Raw genomic sequence first — 18,556 nt, forward strand, 5'->3', positions numbered from 1 at the left:
CATGCATGCCCCGGATCGCTGAGATTGCATTCAGATACTGAGTGGGCTCACCTTGGTTCCCGAAAGGGAAACGTCGGCCATCAGCCCCGAGTTGGTCAGCACAATTGCGTCAACAGCGGCGGTTGCCGTCGACGTGTCGATTGTGCCGTTTGCGCCTATCTTCACGAGTGCGACTGACGCGTCAGTGCCAACCGACCACCCCTTGGCGCCGCGGAATTTCTGGAGTGCATCTTCCGTCATGAAAAGGAAGATGATCGCCTTGGATTGTGCGCCGGCTGTAAGACCGAACGAACCTGATACCGTGCTGTAGTAGCCGACCGTGCGCTCGGCTACCCGCAGCGCACCTTCGCCGTACTGTCCACCTACAACGAACCCGACCTGGAGAACTGAGGGAAACACCAGCACGCCTTGCGCTTTGGACACGAGTTCGCGCGCGCCCGGCACCGACGCGTAGAGTCGCGATATCGTTCCATCAACGCTTGCGTCAATCGACTGGCGCTTTGACGCGTCAGTCGCCTCACTCCTGGTCCCACTCGGAGTCGTGGTGCATCCCGCAAGGAGTAGACCGGTGATGCCGGTCGCGGTGTGCAGCAGAAAATTACGTCGTTGCATGTCATCCTCCATTGCAATTCCCGCCGTCGTTTCCTTGTTGATCGGTTTGATGGCGCTGGTCGAGTGGCCGCGCCTCCCGGGCAGAGGCGTATTGCAAGCGCGCTACCGATCGGCCGGTGCTGCCATGCAGGTCCTCTCTGCTGCGCAATCTGCCCGCAGGCGCTATGGCCTGCGAACAGTACGCATGTGAATAGCGTTAAGCCCTCGGTCCTGATGTCAGCGTCTGGCGAGTGCGCGCCCGCTAGAAAGACGAACGACCTGGCCTGATCTCAGAGCACTTCATACGTTCATTACATGCATTCCCGGTCTTCGTATGCACGGCGCGAAATAGTGCACTACGGGCGGCTGTTGAACAGCGCCACATGAACAGGCTGCGCAGTATGACGTCTCGATCTCGGCGTTCATTGGTCGGGGAACATTGAAGCAATTTGAGTGCTGCTATTTCGGCAGCTACGATTACGGGCCAAGGCGTCGCCTCCCATTTGTCGGCGGCCATGACAGGCCGGCTGCGAGCTTCCGCCTGATGGCATCATGTCATACGGTCCGGATGCCGAGAAAGTGGACTTTGGTCCTAGGTGTATACACGCGTTCGAGGAAAGGTTTCTGGCTAATCCTTTTCGCGACGCAAGGTTGTGGTCTTAGGGATGACCGTGTTTTTTCGCCAGCGCTCGACCCTGCTCGCCGCTTGCATTCGACGTGACGGGGCGTGTCGTGCAGATCGCACGCGAAGGAACAGGTCGAGGTGATTCATGCCCAGATCGCGATGTTTCGCGCGATGGGAGGTGGTCGGCAGATGCCCGGGGTGTTGCACAGGTAGCGCATTCCCGACGAGTGCAAAACATCGATGCTTGCTCCGACGCCCTCCCGGACGAAGTACAGCACGAAACGCGAGGGTGCAGAGCGCATCACGAGAGAGAGGTGCGGCAGCAGGACGCGCCGCGCGGAACAGACGAATCCGGCTATCACGCCTGGTTGGCAAGCGGACCTCTTCAACGAACGCTCCGGTCTCACATCGCGTCCGGATGAGCGGCCGAGAGACGGACTTTAGCCATAAATAGGGAGCAGCAGAAACAACTTGATGACGATCGCGTTGGCGATGTCGATAAAAAATGCGCCCACCATCGGTACAACCAGAAAGGCGAGATGGGATGGGCCGAAACGTTCTGTAATGGCCTGCATGTTGGCGATGGCAGTCGGCGTGGCGCCGAGGCCGAAACCACAGTGTCCGGCGGCCAGCACGGCCGCGTCATAGTTGCGGCCCATCACGCGAAAGGTGATGAAAATCGCGTACATCGCCATTGCGATGGCCTGCATGACCAGAATCGCGAGGAGCGGTAGTGCAAGCGAGGCGAGATCCCATAGGCGCAGGCTCATTAGCGCAATGGCGAGAAAAAGCCCGAGGCTAACATTGCCGAGCAGCGACACCGCGAGCTCGAATGGTTGATACAGACCGCGCACGGCGAGCGCGTTGCGCAGGATGACGCCGATAAACAGGACGCACACGAACGTCGGCAGCTCGAACGCTGTGCCAGCAATCCACGATGCGAGTGCCGAACCAACGGCAAGGCAAACGGCTATGAGCGCAACTGTTTCGATTACGGCCTCTGCCGTGATCGGCCGGACTGCCTTTGGCTGTTCGAAGCCTGTTGTGCCCGCGACATCAGGTTTCGGGCTGGGGGAAAGACTGTACCGGCTGATGAGAAAACGCGCGACCGGTCCACCGATCAATCCGCCGAGGATCAGGCCGAATGTCGCGCAGGCAATCGCAATCTCCGTTGCCGAGGCGAGCCCGTGACGAGCTGCAAAAACCTTCGCCCACGCCGCTCCCGTCCCGTGTCCGCCGGATAGGGTCACCGATGCGCCGAGCAGACCGAGAAGGCGGTCTTGCCCCAACGCCCAGGCCAATCCGATGCCAAGCGCATCCTGCATCACGAGCAGTCCGACCACGACACCGAGAAAGACGATCAACGCACGGCCGCCGGCCCTCAGTCTGGCCAGATCGGCATTAAGGCCGATGGTGGCAAAGAAGGTGAGCATGAGAGGCGCCTGAAGCGTCGTGTCGAATTGCACTTCAATTCGCAAGATGCTGCGTAACGCAAACACGAGTAACGCGACCAGCAGGCCGCCAACGACCGGTTCGGGGATCGTATAAGTTCGAAGCACACGGATCCGGGCAAGGATCTGGCGACCGAGCAGAAGCACCAGGGCGGCAGCCATCAGCGTTTCCTGCGTGTCGAGCCTGAACATGTCCGACCCCCAGTCGGGAGGATGCTCACACGAACCCATACGGTGTGTCGGCGAGTGAACGATTTCACGCAAAGCCCACCAGACAACCGGTAATACCCAATAATGCCGTGCCAGCGATCGCGCCGAGACGGAGCGGTGTGACATGTTCGCGTCTTCGAAAGTGAGAGCGCCGATAACTTGCCTTTTGATAAAAACGACTCGTCGCAGTGCAGCGACGCAAGCACACTGGTGGGGAGGAATTGACCTCTACAAAATGATAATAGGCGGCGCGTGTACCCATTGATACCCGTTTTTTGTCGCCGAAGGAGTCGGCATTCAGCCGCCAGGGGTTGCAGTTTGATCAGTCGGCACGCGGTCATGTCGAGGCGGATTGCCGTCATTCGCCAACGCCCTGCTGCGACGAATGCGACGATGCGACGGGGGCAGTTTGCGTTTGCAGGTAACCCAGTATCGCGAAAGAAAGTTCGTTAGCAGGAAAGGGCCGTGGCATCATGGTTGAATGGCTCGGGAAAAGAGCGGATATCCGGGCATCCGGGCATCCGGGCATCCGTGCGAAAACTGAACAGGGGCATGGCTCCCATAGGGTTAGTAGAAGACAGGACGTTCGCTCTGGCTCGGGTACGTTCGATTCTCATTCAATACAAGTCATCAGCGCCGGTCCATGCCGAAGTGTGGACTCTCGCTGCGTGAGACGGTCAGACGTAAGTCTCCGTGTGATGTTTTAACGGTCTCGGACAAGGAGGCCAGCATGAGCGTGTTCAACTGGTTGTTTAGACGCGAACCACCGCCCGGTGAAGCTACCGCGCGAGAGACGCGTGAAGCGCTTGATCGAATCCTCAATCTGGCTCCGCAACTGCGGCTCGTGACGAACCATGCGGCGAGACTGGCACCGGCCATCAGATGTGCGTTGGAATATGTGCGCGCTCTGACCGAAGATGTCCCAATCGCACGCGAGGCGAGCGCCGCGGCGTGGTCATCGGACCCACACATTCACGCCTTCTTTGCGGTGTCGGAGGATGTCACCCGCGCGCAGAGCCGCTCGGCCGAACTGCGTGCGTACTTTGACCGAAATGCACTGGATCGCGAGGCGTTTGTTTTGCTTGGTATGGCCATGACCGAGCGCCGCACCCTGGGCGTCGCGCAGCACGGCGATGCTGTACGTACCGACGTTGAGCGAACGACGGTCAGTTTTGGCGATCATCAGGTGCGCGTGTGCGAACGCAATGAATCGGAGTTGCGTGACGAAATTGTGTTGCGGGTCGTGGAGCAACTCGCGCTTGAAGCGCTCGACCGGATCGCCGCCGACGTATCGCGCCGTGGCCTGCTGGAACAGGAGCGTGCGCTGCTGAATACGCGACTCATGCTTCTAGGGCGACAGGGCAAGGGCATGAATTCACTTCTGGACGGTAACCGGTTGTCGGGTGTCGGAGAGATGGCTGCCTTGCAGGCGCAGCTCGAGGAGAACAACCGCAAACTGGCTGGCCTTGGGCTAAAGACCGACGCACTGGAGCGGGAGATCAGCATGGTATGCGAGATGCTGACGTCGCCCGGTCCTTACATTCAGGTGGAAAAGAGGACGCTGCGTCTTGACCGGACGAACGTGATCGTGGACGACGACCATCAGCGTGAAAGTACCGAGATCCGGGTTCATCTGGCGCGGGTGCCGGGTGCATTGCAGGAATCGCGTGCCTTCTGTCTGGTGCGTTTCGCGCGAAACGATCTGCATGCGGTCCCACGCATGTCGGACGATGCAAACCAATGGCTTCTGTGACGCTCCGACACGTGATATGCCGAACTCGCGACACGGGATGCGGCTACACCTCGCGTCAGTCTGGAAAAGTCTTGTTGGGCGCCAATCGTTTTGGACGCGACGATGTCGGCGTCGCCCTGCGGGGACAACCGGCCACCGCCATGCTTGTGTCGTTCAAGCTTACGGCGATAGGCTCGGCGTTAGTCGCTACAAGAAAGTGATTGCGTCAGTTGGACTGCAAACACCCTCACGCGCCTTATCGTCCAGATCGGGTTCATTGGGACGGGGTAGTTAAAAATGGGAACAGGCACTCGCTTTGTCAGGATACTGGTGCGAGCGTTGCTATTAATCGCCGCATTGTCTTCACTCCTGCTTGCCGTCCGTGCGTACGATTCGCGCACGGGGCCTCCGCTCGAACTCTGGCACACCTATGTACCCGAAGAATTGAGCGCCGGGCAAACCGATGGATCGGACTGGAACGCGTATCTCAGGCACGAAGACAGTCTTTTCGAGCAGGTGCGCCGGGAGGTCACGGACCGTTTGCCAGCATCGGCGCAGGTAATGTCGAATCGGTACTTTAAAAACAGTCCCATCTATCCGCCAGGTTTCGACCACGACTGGAACAGGTCATATGAGATGCTCCCGTCTGGGAAGCCCCTGGGCGCTGTCGTGCTGCTGCATGGTTTGACCGATTCTCCCTATAGTCTCCGGCATATTGCACGCATCTACGTCGCCCATGGATTTGTTGCAATCGGAATTCGCCTGCCCGGTCACGGAACGGTGCCCGCCGGGCTGACCGATGTCGACTGGGAGAGGTGGATGGCGGCAACGCGGCTTGCGATGCGTGAAGCCAGACGTCGAGTCGGGCCGAATTGCCCATTAGAGATGGTCGGATTCTCGAATGGTGGTGCGCTCGCGATGAAGTATGCACTGGACAGCCTCGAAGATAGTCGGCTGGGCCGGCCAGAACGGATCGTGCTGTTCTCACCGATGATTGGCATTACACGTTACGCGCGTTTTGCCGGTCTCGCGTCACTTCCGGCGCTATTGCCACCATTTGCAAAAGCTGCGTGGCTCGGGATCGTGCCTGAATTCAATCCATTCAAATACAACTCGTTTCCGGTCAATGGTGCAAGGCAATCGCACCGGCTGACAATGGCATTGCAGGAGGAATTGGTTCGTCTTGCGAGAACAGGACAACTCGCGAAACTTCCGCCGGTATTAACCTTTCAATCCGTTATCGATTCCACGGTAAGCACACGCGCGATCCTGACCGCGATGTACGCGAATTTTCCATCAAACGGAAGCGAACTGGTACTGTTCGACGTGAACAGACGGGCAAAGATGGGCCAGATCCTTAATCCGGCATCACCACTGGCGCTATCACGCTTGGTACCGCGTTTTCCTGTGGCATACCGGCTCACGGTCATCGCCAATGCTCCGTCGGGCTCCGAGAACATGAAGGAGCGCGTGGTCGAGCCGGGAAGCACTCAATGGCAAACACGTGAGCTTGACCTCGTCTACCCGCCGCAGGTGTTCTCACTGTCACATGTCGCCATTCCTTTTCCACCGGATGATCCGTTGTATGGAACCCGCCAGGACGAGGAATCAGGCACGAAGTATGGCGCAGCACTCGGCACTCTCGTTCCACGCGGGGAGCGCGGAGGGCTGATTGTCAGTCTGGATACGCTCTTTCGAATCGCATCTAATCCATTCTTTCCGTACGTTTTGACGCGACTCGACGCGACCATCGGCGAGCCCGTGCGGCGATCGGGCACGTCACGTCAGTCGTTCGATCGTTCGATGTCAACTCCGGCTGCGACGACTTCTGCAGATTTGCCCGGCATTCAAATGGACGGGATGAGCGATGATGCGGTGACTGAGGAGGATCTGTCTGCAGCGACACCTTGACGGTCGCGCACGCGACGAAATGTTCATGGCGACCGAGACGGAGTTTGCGCCCTGGTACGTCGTGAAGTCGGATGACAAGAAGCGCGCACGCCTCGATCTCATTAGCCACTTACTAAGCAAGATTCCCTATGAGGAGGTGGCCCGCGACAAGGTCACGTTGCCCAAACGACAGAAGCCCGGAGATTACCAAGAGCCCGACTATCCATTCAGGTTTATCCCGGAGGTTCGCAGGTAACTTTCTGCTACCCGCCCCGCCGCGAACGCGGCGGTCGATGAAACGCGTGCAGTAGTTGTGAACCACGCCGACGCGACAGGCCGGCACAACTCGCAGGGTGTTCTGCCATTCGGCAGCGGCGGGGGAGACATGGTGGTCAGAACCCCGAAGCGGGTACATACTTGGCATGCGGCGCAGCATTGTCTTCCGTCGACGTGATCTCAACACTCGAACGGCTTTCCCGCACAGAGGAGAACGGACAAGGAGGTCGCCATGACACCAATCCAGGGACTGTTCGCCGCGGCCTCCGCGGTTCTTCTTTTCCTTTACGGCCTTCAGGGCTTTAGTCGCGAACTGCAGGAGGTCGGGGGCACGGCGCTGCAGTCATGGCTCGAACGTGTGACTGCAAGCCGCTGGCTCGGGTTTCTGGTTGGTGCGTTCGCCACAGCGATTGTGCAGTCAAGCAGCGCGATCACAGCGCTTGCGGTCACTCTTGTGGACGCGTCCGTCATTTCCTTCCGCGCCAGTCTCGGGATCCTGCTCGGCAGCAATGTCGGGACCACCGCAACCGCCTGGCTGGTCTCCTTCAAACTCACGGGTATCGGACCGATATTCATCGTACTTGGGGCCTTGATTTCGATGTTGCCGATCCGCGCCAGGTACATCGGAAAAGCTGTTTTCTATTTTGGATTGATCTTCTTCGCGTTGGATCTGATATCCGCGGAACTGAGGCCTCTGCAAAATCGCCCGCAGTTCAAGGAATGGCTTGCACTTGCAGAGGCTCCTTGGGCAGGCGTGCTTGCCGGCTTGCTATTCACTGCGTTGGTCCAGTCAAGCAGCGTCACCACTGGTCTGGCAATTCTCCTCGTCCAGCAAGGGGTGCTACCGCCGCAAGCCGCGATACCGATTGTCATTGGCTCGAACGTCGGCTCGACCTCAACCGCGTTGGTTGCAGGTCTCGGGATGAGTTCCATCGCAAGAGCCACGGCGATTACGAACTTTCTGTTCAATGCGACCGGAGTGCTGTGCTACTTTCCATTCCTGAGATCCTTTTCAAGAGCAATGGTGGATTTAACAACCAACCCGGGGATGGCGGTGGCATGGGCGCATCTGATATTCAATTTTACCGTCGCAATCTGCTTTCTTCTGGCGCTGACGTGGGTTGAACCCTTGCTCAGAAAGTGGCTGGGTGCCGAGGCTCGAAGTGCAGGTTCAGAGCCGGCGTCCTGAGTGGTCGCTATCACCGCCGCGTGAATTTTTGGCTCGGTGAGAGGAAGGCCATTGCTGACAGAGCGGTCGCGCGTCCATCCATACGCTTTGACTCCGTAAATAGGTGCGACCTTGCGCAAAGTGCGATTCCGGTTAGGACGATCAAGGCAATGCGTCAACTTGCGGACTGCTACCAACAAATGGTTTCAAATAAGCGGAGTTAGTCATGCGTAGATATCGATGCACAGCATTCCTATCTATGTGACATAAGCTTTAGTTGTCGTTCGCAGTGGTTGTAGCAGCTTTTTAGAAATGTCCGGTTCTGGTTCATTAGAAATGTCCGGTTTCCTGTTTTGTACTGACTGTTGTGGCGCATGCTGCGGCATCACAGCCAGCCCGGAGCCAGACCATGAACGGACATGGATTCATCACGATCAGCATGAACCGCCGCTCGAGATGACTATGGTATCAACGGCCGGTGGCGAAAGTTGAACAGTCGTCCCGCCAGCGATCAACGAACGTTGGCACTGACCGAATAGCAAGGACCCTGACGGTGCGAAGCGGCTATCAAGATGCCGGACGACAATCAAACTCCCATCAACTCAACGGGAGTCTGTCATGGGACACAATCAAAGCCGCGAGCCTTGGAACAAGGATAAGTTGGTCGGTCAGAAGCCTCCGCTGAAGCCGAAATATGTCTGGGCGATCCGAATTCACCTCCAGAATAGTCACGCTGTTCGTGATTTGGCGCTGTCCAATCTTGCGACCGACAGCAAAAGCTGCGAACCGACGGTATGAAGAAACGTGGGCGTCTGTGAAACATAGAAGGTTCCGACGGTATCGACGGCGAGGCGGATGTCGTCGCGCCTGATTACGGGACTGCGCAACACTGAACTGACCAGCTCCGCGTCGACCGTCAGATCATCGAGAAACGGGTGACGACCTGGGTCTGTCGGAGAATTACGCTGCGGATAAGCGCTTCGAAGTCGATGGCGCCGACGCTGCGAGCAGGTTTCTGCATGCCCAATCGACGTCGTCGGGGACGCCATTGCGCTTCACTCGTCTGCTGAGATTGCCGATCGCAGGGAGCCCCAGAAGTCGCGCTCGTCCACTTCGGCGCTCATGTCGACGTCATGGCGTCTCACGATGCATTTGAGTCGTTGATCTTTCACTGCTCTGAACGGCTCTTGTGGGTCCGGTGGGACCAACGCGGCGCAAAAACGGGACGAATGCGAAGTGATGCCGGCGAGAGAATCGGTTTCGCGGCCGATATCTATGGGCGCAACGAACTGACGCTCCCGCTACGTCGCGCGTGAGGCTCTGCCCGGGACAGTGGCGTGCTTCATGTCGGACTGCTGGCCAGAGACGACGCATGATTGACGGCAGTAGCGCCCCATTTAAAACCCGAGCCCAACGCCGACGCCTCCGAAACCACTCCCACCGAAACTGCCTGCCCCGATCCCGATGCCGAAACTGGGGCGCGGCGCATAATAGCCGGGCGGGTCACCGTAGCCGTAGTAGGGCGGCTGGGCGGCGACGCAACCCGCAATACCGAACGCTAAAGCCAGGATGCCAAGTAGCTTGATCATGACGCGCTCCCTTCCATCAACAGGACAGGGACATCGCGAGCAAGATTCGGTCCCTCGCTCGCCGTCCCCGAGGCAGCGACATTCCGCGCATGCTTCCATGCATGCGTCGGCCTAATAGCCGTCCGATCAAACGTCCAAGTGCGATTCTTTGCATCGCGCCATCGAGCCAACTCGTTTCGACAATGATCGCAGCGCCGACCGAAAGATTGAGATGGGGCGTCCCTGCGATGTCCGCCGTCCCGCTCAGTGCGGCCAAGAACGGCCGTTTGGCCCAAGCTTTCGCGCGGACGCTCGAATGTCGGCTCTGCCCTGGACAACGGACCTTCTTACGCCGATCATGTCGGTCGGATCGTCGGCCTTCTGGATAGGTTTGCACAACGCCACAACGCCGCCTTGCGCTCGGGGAACGATGAACTCAAACGCAAGCTCGAAGCTCTTGCCACAACGGGGAGGCTTCTCCGGTGAACGTCGTGCGGACCCTACGAGTCACGATTATGGAAAACTTCATTGGTATGTTTTCGATGTTGCTTGTCGGCCGGCGCCCAAGCCCAGCTTCCGCACCGGGCCGGGAAGCCAAGGAAGCAGTAGCGCACTCGCCGAGCGAGGCCTCGCCGCTCAAGCTGCGGTTGGTCGAGGCGTCGTGGGATTCACGCTCCACGAGTGCGCTTTGATGCGCAACGTGGAGCCTTCCTGCTGGGCAATGAGTAGGAAGTTTCCGCCGATGTCCATGGTCCGCTCATCCGGCACATTGATATTCCCAGTCCAGGTTCCGGATTCCCAAGCCACATTTCCATCAGATCTGCAAAGCCCTTGCTGGATTTCCAAATGGTTCCAGACGGTCGTTGCCACTTCGGCCCATTCTTCGATCCCCTTTCGGCCGGTCACGATTTCCTGGCCCGCCGGGACGAGAATGGCGTCTTCGGCAAACAGAGCCACCCAACCGATCGTATCGTGAGAATTGACTGTATCGACGAACCTACCGTTCAACGCGGCAAAAGCCTGTGAGATGTCCATGGTGCTGCCTCCATGAGGCGTGAAGTTGGTGAGACTAAACCCACCGGAATGAGATGTTCGGTTCTTCGCGTTACGCCAAGCGTTAATCACAACCAGACCGTCGCGCTACGCGCGTGGCGAACCCTAAAAACATCCAAAGGGGCGTGCCCTGCCCAAGCTTAGTGCCACCAGGGCTGGCTGTCGAGTGGCGCGATTGATCGGACTAAAGGAACAGAACTTCTTCGACATCTCCTGTCATCCATTGCGTGGGTGACGATGGAATTGTCGCGTCGCCCGTACCGCAGAAATCGTCAGTGGGGAGGAAACCGTAAGCAGGGTTTGCCGATGGCGTCGCCGATTACTTGACGTTCGCCGTGACGACATGGATGGCCGAAGAAACCCCTTGACGCAAACTCGGCTTGCCAAACTACGTTATGGTCGGAAACGCGGCTTTCCCGCGCTTCCGACCATGCAAGACTGGCTCTTTGCGACCAACACCACTTGACGGACTAACTCAGGGCATGAAGCCGCCATTCAGGTTCTCCTCGGGGACTTAGCTTCAGTTCGATACGGCTATCGCGACTTGAAAATCGGGCTGGGGCCGTCTAGCGTAGTTCGAAGTAGAGAGGAGCCACAGATGATCGTATACAAAGTCGGCTATGGAGGCAGCGCAGACTCGCCCGATATCAGTCCGTTCGTCGTCAAGCTCGAAACGTGGTTGCGCATGTCGGACCTGCCGTACGAGACGCGCATCGGCAACCTGGCAAAGATGCCGAAGCACAAACTGCCCGTGGCGTTGATCGATGGAAAACTCGTTCACGAGCTTTAACTCAGCGGCAGCTCATCGACCTTTGGCTGCTTTGAGGAACGAGGTCTCTTGCCGCTACCCGACACACGACCGCGAATTCTGTTGCGTCTTCAGACCCAGACGCTCAACTGCGCGTCAGGGTTTGAGTTCACAAAACATGAAACCGCGGCATCGCGTGCATCTGACGATACACACACCACACTGCATCAGAAGCGGTGCACTACACCCGCACCGACCGCAATCTGGCTGCGCGACGACGCCGGCGTGCTACTGAATCCATCGCCCAGCGATGGTTTCGCGATTATCACCTTGCCGTTACTCCACAAGGTGTCACCATTCGCGCGCTGATAGGACTGGACCGCATAGACGCCGGTACGCTTCGACAGAGCGTAGTACTGCGACAACGTGAACTGTTGATACTGCGCGGCGCTCGTGATCCCGTTCGCTTTGGTAGCGCGCGTGTAGCTGTAGCCGGCAGCGAAATCCCACGCGCTGGCGGGCTTGAAATGCAGCACCGCGCCCGCCGTGTTGAAAATCGCAGTATCGCGAAACGTCGAGCCGATGCCGGGGATGTACTGGACGTTCGAGTACGACGCCGACACGTCCCAGGCGGCCGAGAAGCGATAGCCACCCGTCACCGCGACGCGCTGCTGCGCCTGCGCGGTCTGGTAGCCGTAGTTGATCGCCGAGACGGCCGTTTGCGCGCCACCGTTTGAAGTCGTCGACGACGCGCCCCAAGCGCCACCGCCCGGCGTCGAGTTGTTCACCCGCTGAGCCGCAGCACCGATCCCGAATGGGCCGTTTTGGTATTGCAGCCCTGCGCTCCAGGTCGAGCCCGCGTCAACGCTGCCCGGCACGCCGCCGAACGCGTATGACGCGCTGAACGTGAAGCCGCCCAGTGTCGGCGACTGGTAGACGAGCGAGTTATTGGCGCGATATATGTTGTCAAGCGAATCGATATCGCCCGGGTGCGCACCGAAATACCCGGTCAGCCAAGTGGTCGGGCTCCAAGGCGCCAGCATGTTGTAGTAGGCCGTGTACTGGCGTCCAGCAGTCAGTGTGCCGTAGCGGTCGCTGGTCACACCAACCCACGATTGCCGAGTGAACATTCCCCCCGTGAACTGCGAAGTGCCATTCGTGCTGTTGAACCCCGATTCCAGCGTAAAGATAGCCTTGGTACCGTTCCCGAGATCCTCGCTGCCTTTAAGGCCGAACCGGCTGCCAGCCCACACACCCGCGGTCATCTTGACGAGAGAATGGCCGCCCGAAGTTGAACCCAACGAAGTCGCGCTGTTCTGCCATGCGAGGCCGTTGTCGGCAACACCGTACAACGTCACGCTGCTTTGTGCATGGGCGCCCACGCAGACACCGCCCAGCATGCACGAGGCGACGATGGTCTTCTTCATCATTAGTAATCCTATTTTGTGTTGAAAAAACGAAAAATGTCACGGCTTCGCCTTCCCCGTTCAGGCGAGCATGGTCAGCCAGCGCGCCGCGCGGACGAGCAGCTCGTCTGCCGAATCGAACGTCTCGACGCCCGCCACCTGCGGCGCGTCGCATACCGCGAATACCGGTTTGCCCCATTGCAACCCGAGCGCGATCTCGGACAGTGTGCCTAGCCCGCCGCCCACCGCCACGAGGCACAGCGATGAACGCGCGATCAACGCATTGCGTGTTATGCCGAGCCCGGTCGGCAGTGCGACGCTCAGGTACGGGTTTGCGCCTTCAGCGTCGTCCTCGGGCAGTAGGCCGATCGCGATGCCGTCAGCGCGGAAAGCTCCGCGAGCGGCCGCTTCCATTACGCCACCCTTACCGCCGCCGACGATCGCGATGCCCGCTTTTGCGAGCGCGTGCGCGATCGATTCAGCTGTCCGCAGTTGTTCCTCAGTGGCCGCTCTCGGGCCGATCACGCCAACCGGCATCAGGTGCCGATTCGCGCAGCGCTGACGCTCCGCGAGATCGGCGAGTGCAACAGCGACGAGCCGCTCATGTTCAGTGTTGCCTTGGTCTGACAATCCATTCCCCCATTGCAAGAACGCAGGTGCAAAGCGCTGTCAGTACGATCGACAGTACGGCTGCCTGCGAGAAATCGGTTTGCCCATCGGACAGCTTCAGATACAGCAAAAGCGGCAGAATGTTGATCTGCGTGCCGGCCAGAGCGATGGCGGTACCGTAGGTACCGAGCGCGATCGCTGCGACGAGGCACCAGGCCGCAGCCACCGACGGCCACAGCTCGCGCCAGGCCACGTCGAGCCAGGCGCGCCACGGCCGCGCACCGAGCGTGAGCGCCGCATCGAGCGGCCGCCGGTCGAAGTTGGCAAAGGCCGGATAGAGCATCAGCGCCACGCGCGGGATCAGGTAGTACGCGTAGGCGATCGCCAGGCCCGCGCTGGTATAGATCAGGCCTCCGATCTGCGCCGGATTCGCGCCGAGCTTGGCGAGCAACATCGTCACGAAGCCGGCGCGGCCGAAGCTCAGGATGAAGCCGTAGGCGATCACCAGGCCCGAGAAGGCGAGCGGCACGCCAAGCGCGGCGAGCGAGAGTCGCCGCCTCGCCGGCGACTGCCCGGCCAGCGCGATTGCCAGAACCATGCCGATCGCCGTCGACAGCGTGCCGGTGGCCACCGCCAGGCCCAGCGAGCGGCCGATCGCATCGGCCACCAGCGGATCACCGAACACGGAGGCAAACGCGCGGCCGCCGCCGTCGAAAGCGGCGCCGACCAGAGCCGCGAGCGGCAGCGCGAATGCGATTGCGAACAGCAAGCCGGCCGGCAACGCGCCAAAGCGGCGCAGCAGCCCCGCGTCGCGAGTGGCGAGAGTTGAGCTCCGTGTCATCGCGGGCGTCCCTGGTCGTTACCGGTGATCACTGGATTCACTGCCCGAGCGTAGCCTGCGACCACAGCTGGTCGACCTGCGCCTTCTTCGCGGCGGCCTTGGCCACGTCGAGCGGGTGCACCTGCGGCGCGTTCGGCATCTTGGCGGCGATCTCCGGCGCCAGCGTCAAGCCCGGCACGGCAGGCCGCACATAACCCTGCGCGAACAGCGCTTGCCCCGCATCGGTCATCACAAAGTTGAGCCAGAGTTGGGCTGCCGACGGATTTGGCGCATTCTTGACCAGGCTCATCGCATACGGCGCCGACACGCTGCCATCCTGCGGAATCACCACCTCGGCCGCGTCGCCCATACCGTCCGTGTACTTGGCCTTCAGGCCGTCGTTCTCATAGCCGATCAGGATGGGGATATCCCCCTTCACGAACTTCGCATAGGGCGTCGTGCCCTCCACGCGCAGGACATTGCCGGCCATCTTCAGCTTGCCGAAGAAATCCGCGCCCGGCTTCGGATCGTCGACGCTGCCGCCCATCGCGTAGGCGGCGGCGAACACGTCCACCTGCCCCTGGCCGGTTGAGCGCGGGTCGAGATAGACGACCGCGTTCTTGTATTCGGGCTTCAGCAGATCGGACCAGCGCTTCGGCACGTCCTTCACCAGCTTACGGTTGACGAGGAAGGCAACGTTCAGCGAATGCACCGTGAACCAGCGGGCGCCGGGATCGCGGAACACCGGCGGCAGTTTGTCGAAGTTGAGCGGCTTGAACGGCGCGACCACGTCCCTGGCCGTCGCGTCGAGAGCCGAGGCGGCGAAGTAATAGGCCGTGTCGGCCTGCGGGCGACGGCGCGACTTGTCGAGCGTGACCACGGTGGCGGCCGAACCGATGTCGTTGTAGGTGATCTCGACCTTCGGATAGCGCTTGCGGAATTCGGCGAACAGAGCTTTCCAGTTGGCCCACTCGGGACCCGTGTCAAACGAGGCCACCATACCTTCGTCGGCAGCCTTCTCATAGAGCGCGTCCTCGCCGGGATAAAGCGGCGCCGGTAGCGCGGCATGGGCCGCGCAGGCCACGAGCGTGCCGAACGCGAGCGCAGTCGCGCGTATGCGTTGAATCAGGGTGGGACCTGCAAACATCGTAGTTCTCCGTAATGCGTGTGGGTGTCCGCCGAGGCGGGCGAGTGTGTGTTGATCAGTCATGCGAACAGATACAGCTACGGTCCAGCCGAGGGTGCGGTGTCGATGAGCGTTCATTCGCGCACCGAGGCCGGCAAAACGCGCAGATGGCACGGATCAATCGCGATACTGTGCACGGCCACCTCGCGCCCCTCACCAAGAAGGGGCGTGGTGGCGCCGTGCGGGATGAAGTCGTAGCGATGTGTCGAGCCGAAATAACGGACCTCGCCACACGCACCGTGGATGCGGTTTGCACACCCCTGCTCGGGATCAGCTTGCACGTGCTCGGGGCGCACCAAAAGCTCGACGGCCTCGCCCTCGCGCAGCGAGCCGGACGGGGCGCACAGCGTTGTGAAGCCGACATCGACGCGATCAGTCGCGACCACGCGCCCGGGCAGGATCGTCGAATGGCCGATGAAGCGTGCGACACGTGCCGAGACCGGCTGTTCGTAGAGTTCGCGCGGTGTACCGACCTGCAGCACGCGGCCGCCGTCAACGATCGCGACGCGGTCGGCCATGCTGAGCGCTTCGTCCTGGTCGTGTGTAACAAGCAGAGTGGTCGCGCCACAGGCGCGTTGCAGTGTGCGGATCTCGTCGCGCAGTTGATGACGAATACCAGCGTCGAGCGCCGCCAGCGGCTCGTCGAGCAGCAGCACGCGCGGCTCGATCACGAGCGCCCGCGCCAGCGCGACGCGCTGCTGCTGGCCACCCGACAGTTGCGTGGGAAGTCGCCCGGCGTGACTCGTCAGGCCGACGCGCTCGAGCATTGCGAGCGCCTGGCGGCGCCTCTCGGCCACGCCGATGCCGCGCATCCTCAGACCGTAGGCGACGTTGTCGGTCACGCTTAGGTGCGGAAATAGCGCGTATTGCTGGAACACCATGCCGACGCCGCGCTTCCAGACCGGCTGCTCAGCCACGTCCTGGTCGCCAATCACGATACGACCGGCATAGCCCGTCAGCAGGCCCGCCGTTAGCCGCAACAGCGTCGACTTGCCGGAGCCGCTCTGGCCGATTACGGCGAGCAGTTCGCCCGGCGCAGCCTTCAGCGAGATGTCGGAGATGCCGTGCGAAGCGCCCGGGTAGGTATAGCTGACGGTATCGAATTCGAGGCTCATGGCATTACTTCAGTCGTTGCACGGTGGTGATTGAGGCGAGTGTGGCCGCCACGGCGAGCACGAGCAGCACGACGGTTGCCGCGCATGCAAAGCCCGATGCGCCATAGAACGCCTGTAGCAGCAGCACCGGATAGTTGCGGTAGCGAAAGCCCGCGATCAGATTCGAAATCTGGAACTCGCCGATAGACAGTGCCGCCACCATCACCAGGCCGGCGAACAGGCTGTGGCGTAGGTTCGGCAGTACCACGGTCAAGAACTGGCGCGAGGGCGCGGCGCCGAGCGTGGCGGCGCAGGCCTCGAGCGTGGCTAGATCGAGATGGCGCAAGTCGGCAAGTAGCGTCTGCAGCAGGTAGGGCAGCGTCAGCACCGCATGCGCGGCGATCATCAGCCACAGCGTGCCGAGCCAGGGCAGCGTGTCGCCGCCGAACACGGCGATATAGCCGAACCCGAGTGTGAGCGCCGGCACGGCGATCGGCATCAGCATCACGAGCCGGGCGACGAGCCCGCGTCCGGCTCTTGCCCGGTAGTTCAGCGCATAGGCGAGCGGCACACCAAGCAGTGCGTTCAGCGCGCAGCATGCGAGTGCCACCGTGAGACTTGTCGCGAACGCGCGGCGAAAGCTACGGTCGGCCGCCAGTTCGGCGTACCAATGACCGGTCAGGCCGGTTGGCAGCAGCGTGTTGGTCCAGCTTTGACCCATCGAGCCGATCACCAGCAGCGCGATCGGCAGCAGCAGGTAGAGCGCGAACAGCACCACCACGGCACGTACCAGCATGCGGCCCGGCGATGGCGAACGGTTGCCACGACGAACAGGAACGCCAGCGGCGCTGGCCGCGGCAGCATAGGATGACATCAGCGAATCCGGTGGTGAGCAGAGGAGACAGCGCAAAACCCCGTCTAATCAATGACTTGGAATTGCGGTAACGGGCGTCATTGTGCGTTGCCGACATGGCATCGTCATGAAAAAAAAGTACAAAGTCCGCATCGTGCTTTGCGAATCTGGAATATCACGCAATGAAACATCTGTATCCGAACATCGCCGAACTGCATGCGTTCACCAGCTCGGCCAAGCATCTGAATTTTTCGTATGCGGCGCGCGAGCTGGGCCTGACGCCGAGCGCGGTGAGCCGGCAGATCGCGAATCTGGAGGTGCTGTTCGGAATGAAGCTGTTCGTGAGAGAGGGGCGCAACCTGTCCCTGACGCGTGCCGGACAGGTCTATCACGCGCGCGTCACAGGCCCGCTGCGCGAGATCGGCAACGCCTCGCTTGAATTGCTGAGTGTGCGCGAGGACAGCGACCTGCTGACCATCGCCAGTGTGCCGACCTTCACTACCAAGTGGCTAGTGCCGAGGTTAACGTCGTTCCTCACGGCAGCGCCGAACATCACACTGAGCTTCCGGCGCCATCTCGCGCACGGCGATCCGTTCCCACTTGGACTCGACGCAGCGATCCGTTATGGCGACGGACGCTGGGATGGGGTGAACTGCGATTATCTGGCGGGGCGCACTTTTGTGCCTGTCTGTTCGCCCGAATTCGCAGCGAAGCATGCGTTGCGCACGCCGGCTGACCTCGCGGCCGCGCCAAGGCTTGTGCACGAGCAGGCAGAAAGCGTCTGGCTTGTATGGTCGGAAAGACATGAGATCACGCACATGAACGCGTTCTCTGGACCGCGCTTCGAGCAATACGCAGTGCTGATCCAGGCTGCGCAATCTGGACTCGGCCTTGCGCTCGTACCAGCGTTCCTGATTGGCGCAGCACTCGATGCGGGTACGCTCGTGCAGCCCGTCAATGCACCAGTTGATGTCGACAACCAGGGCCACTTCCTCTGCTACACGCCGGAGCGCCTCGATACGAGCGCGGCGCTGCGCAAGCTGCGCGACTGGATGCTGGAGGAATTCTCGACGCACGATCCGGCGGCACCAGCTACGAGAACGCCGACTCGACGGGGCGGTTGTTAGCCGCGTGCCAGGCTCCTGAACATTCTTCCGTATGCCACGTCCAGCGCGCCATCCGCAGGCAGCGATCGAACATTAGCGTGACTTTGTAGCTGCGCGTTTCGGAGAAAAATCTGTTGCCATAGTCGGCCATTCGGTCATCCGGATTCTCA

General features: G+C 60.6%; 16 protein-coding genes and 1 pseudogene. 7 read left to right on the top strand and 10 right to left on the bottom strand.

Annotated elements, in window-relative coordinates:
• Positions 1-30 precede the first annotated feature (30 nt).
• Both B0G73_RS29375 and gltS read right to left on the bottom strand, forming a co-directional pair.
• Positions 31-612 carry a YSC84-related protein gene (locus B0G73_RS29375; protein ID WP_106284734.1) on the bottom strand — a complete coding sequence of 194 codons (582 nt, stop codon included), beginning with the start codon at positions 610-612 and terminating at the stop codon, positions 31-33.
• Positions 613-1,656: 1,044 nt separating this feature from the next.
• Positions 1,657-2,859, bottom strand: a complete 1,203-nt coding sequence (gltS, locus tag B0G73_RS29380; RefSeq protein ID WP_106284681.1) for a sodium/glutamate symporter — start codon at positions 2,857-2,859, stop codon at positions 1,657-1,659.
• Between the two features lie 748 nt (positions 2,860-3,607).
• On the opposite strand from gltS, the gene B0G73_RS29385 reads away from it, so the two are divergent.
• The 5 genes and pseudogenes from B0G73_RS29385 (at position 3,608) to B0G73_RS29405 (ending at position 8,741) form a co-directional block, all read left to right on the top strand.
• Positions 3,608-4,630 carry a hypothetical protein gene (locus B0G73_RS29385; protein ID WP_106284682.1) on the top strand — a complete coding sequence of 341 codons (1,023 nt, stop codon included), beginning with the start codon at positions 3,608-3,610 and terminating at the stop codon, positions 4,628-4,630.
• A 276-nt stretch (positions 4,631-4,906) separates the two neighbouring features.
• Positions 4,907-6,520, top strand: a complete 1,614-nt coding sequence (locus B0G73_RS29390; protein WP_106284683.1) for a carboxylesterase — start codon at positions 4,907-4,909, stop codon at positions 6,518-6,520.
• A gap of 4 nt (positions 6,521-6,524) precedes the next feature.
• A pseudogene (locus B0G73_RS29395) lies at positions 6,525-6,755 on the top strand (polyphosphate kinase 2); the annotation flags it as partial.
• A 252-nt stretch (positions 6,756-7,007) separates the two neighbouring features.
• Entirely contained in the window at positions 7,008-7,964 is a 957-nt protein-coding gene (locus tag B0G73_RS29400; protein ID WP_106284684.1) for a Na/Pi cotransporter family protein, read from the top strand.
• 597 nt (positions 7,965-8,561) lie between these two features.
• A complete protein-coding gene (locus B0G73_RS29405; RefSeq protein ID WP_374957041.1) occupies positions 8,562-8,741 on the top strand; it encodes a hypothetical protein in 180 nt (59 codons plus the stop codon).
• 599 nt (positions 8,742-9,340) lie between these two features.
• Here B0G73_RS29405 and B0G73_RS29415 read toward each other — a convergent pair.
• Entirely contained in the window at positions 9,341-9,532 is a 192-nt protein-coding gene (locus B0G73_RS29415) for a hypothetical protein (protein ID WP_075304194.1), read from the bottom strand.
• Between the two features lie 615 nt (positions 9,533-10,147).
• Positions 10,148-10,546, bottom strand: coding sequence for a DUF4440 domain-containing protein (locus tag B0G73_RS29420; protein WP_106284685.1), 399 nt, complete (start codon positions 10,544-10,546; stop codon positions 10,148-10,150).
• A 616-nt stretch (positions 10,547-11,162) separates the two neighbouring features.
• Here B0G73_RS29420 and B0G73_RS29425 point away from each other — a divergent pair.
• A complete protein-coding gene (locus B0G73_RS29425) occupies positions 11,163-11,354 on the top strand; it encodes a hypothetical protein (RefSeq protein ID WP_106284686.1) in 192 nt (63 codons plus the stop codon).
• 185 nt (positions 11,355-11,539) lie between these two features.
• Here B0G73_RS29425 and B0G73_RS29430 read toward each other — a convergent pair whose 3' ends face one another.
• The 6 genes from B0G73_RS29430 to B0G73_RS29455 form a co-directional block, all read right to left on the bottom strand.
• Entirely contained in the window at positions 11,540-12,742 is a 1,203-nt protein-coding gene (locus tag B0G73_RS29430; protein ID WP_106284687.1) for a porin, read from the bottom strand.
• A gap of 57 nt (positions 12,743-12,799) precedes the next feature.
• On the bottom strand, positions 12,800-13,255 hold the full coding sequence (locus B0G73_RS29435) for a TIGR00725 family protein (protein WP_106284735.1): 456 nt from the start codon (positions 13,253-13,255) through the stop codon (positions 12,800-12,802).
• Positions 13,256-13,325: 70 nt separating this feature from the next.
• Positions 13,326-14,168 carry an ABC transporter permease gene (locus B0G73_RS29440; protein ID WP_106284688.1) on the bottom strand — a complete coding sequence of 281 codons (843 nt, stop codon included), beginning with the start codon at positions 14,166-14,168 and terminating at the stop codon, positions 13,326-13,328.
• A gap of 37 nt (positions 14,169-14,205) precedes the next feature.
• On the bottom strand, positions 14,206-15,294 hold the full coding sequence (locus B0G73_RS29445; protein WP_106284689.1) for an extracellular solute-binding protein: 1,089 nt from the start codon (positions 15,292-15,294) through the stop codon (positions 14,206-14,208).
• Positions 15,295-15,407: 113 nt separating this feature from the next.
• Positions 15,408-16,448 carry an ABC transporter ATP-binding protein gene (locus tag B0G73_RS29450; protein WP_106284690.1) on the bottom strand — a complete coding sequence of 347 codons (1,041 nt, stop codon included), beginning with the start codon at positions 16,446-16,448 and terminating at the stop codon, positions 15,408-15,410.
• Between the two features lie 4 nt (positions 16,449-16,452).
• Entirely contained in the window at positions 16,453-17,301 is an 849-nt protein-coding gene (locus B0G73_RS29455) for an ABC transporter permease (RefSeq protein ID WP_106284691.1), read from the bottom strand.
• Between the two features lie 161 nt (positions 17,302-17,462).
• On the opposite strand from B0G73_RS29455, the gene B0G73_RS29460 reads away from it, so the two are divergent.
• The gene (locus B0G73_RS29460; protein WP_106284692.1) at positions 17,463-18,407 is read left to right on the top strand and encodes a LysR substrate-binding domain-containing protein; all 945 of its coding nucleotides are present in this window, start codon (positions 17,463-17,465) and stop codon (positions 18,405-18,407) included.
• Positions 18,408-18,556: the final 149 nt, after the last annotated feature.

The sequence above is a fragment of the Paraburkholderia sp. BL25I1N1 genome (assembly GCF_003002025.1).
Lineage (GTDB): Bacteria > Pseudomonadota > Gammaproteobacteria > Burkholderiales > Burkholderiaceae > Paraburkholderia.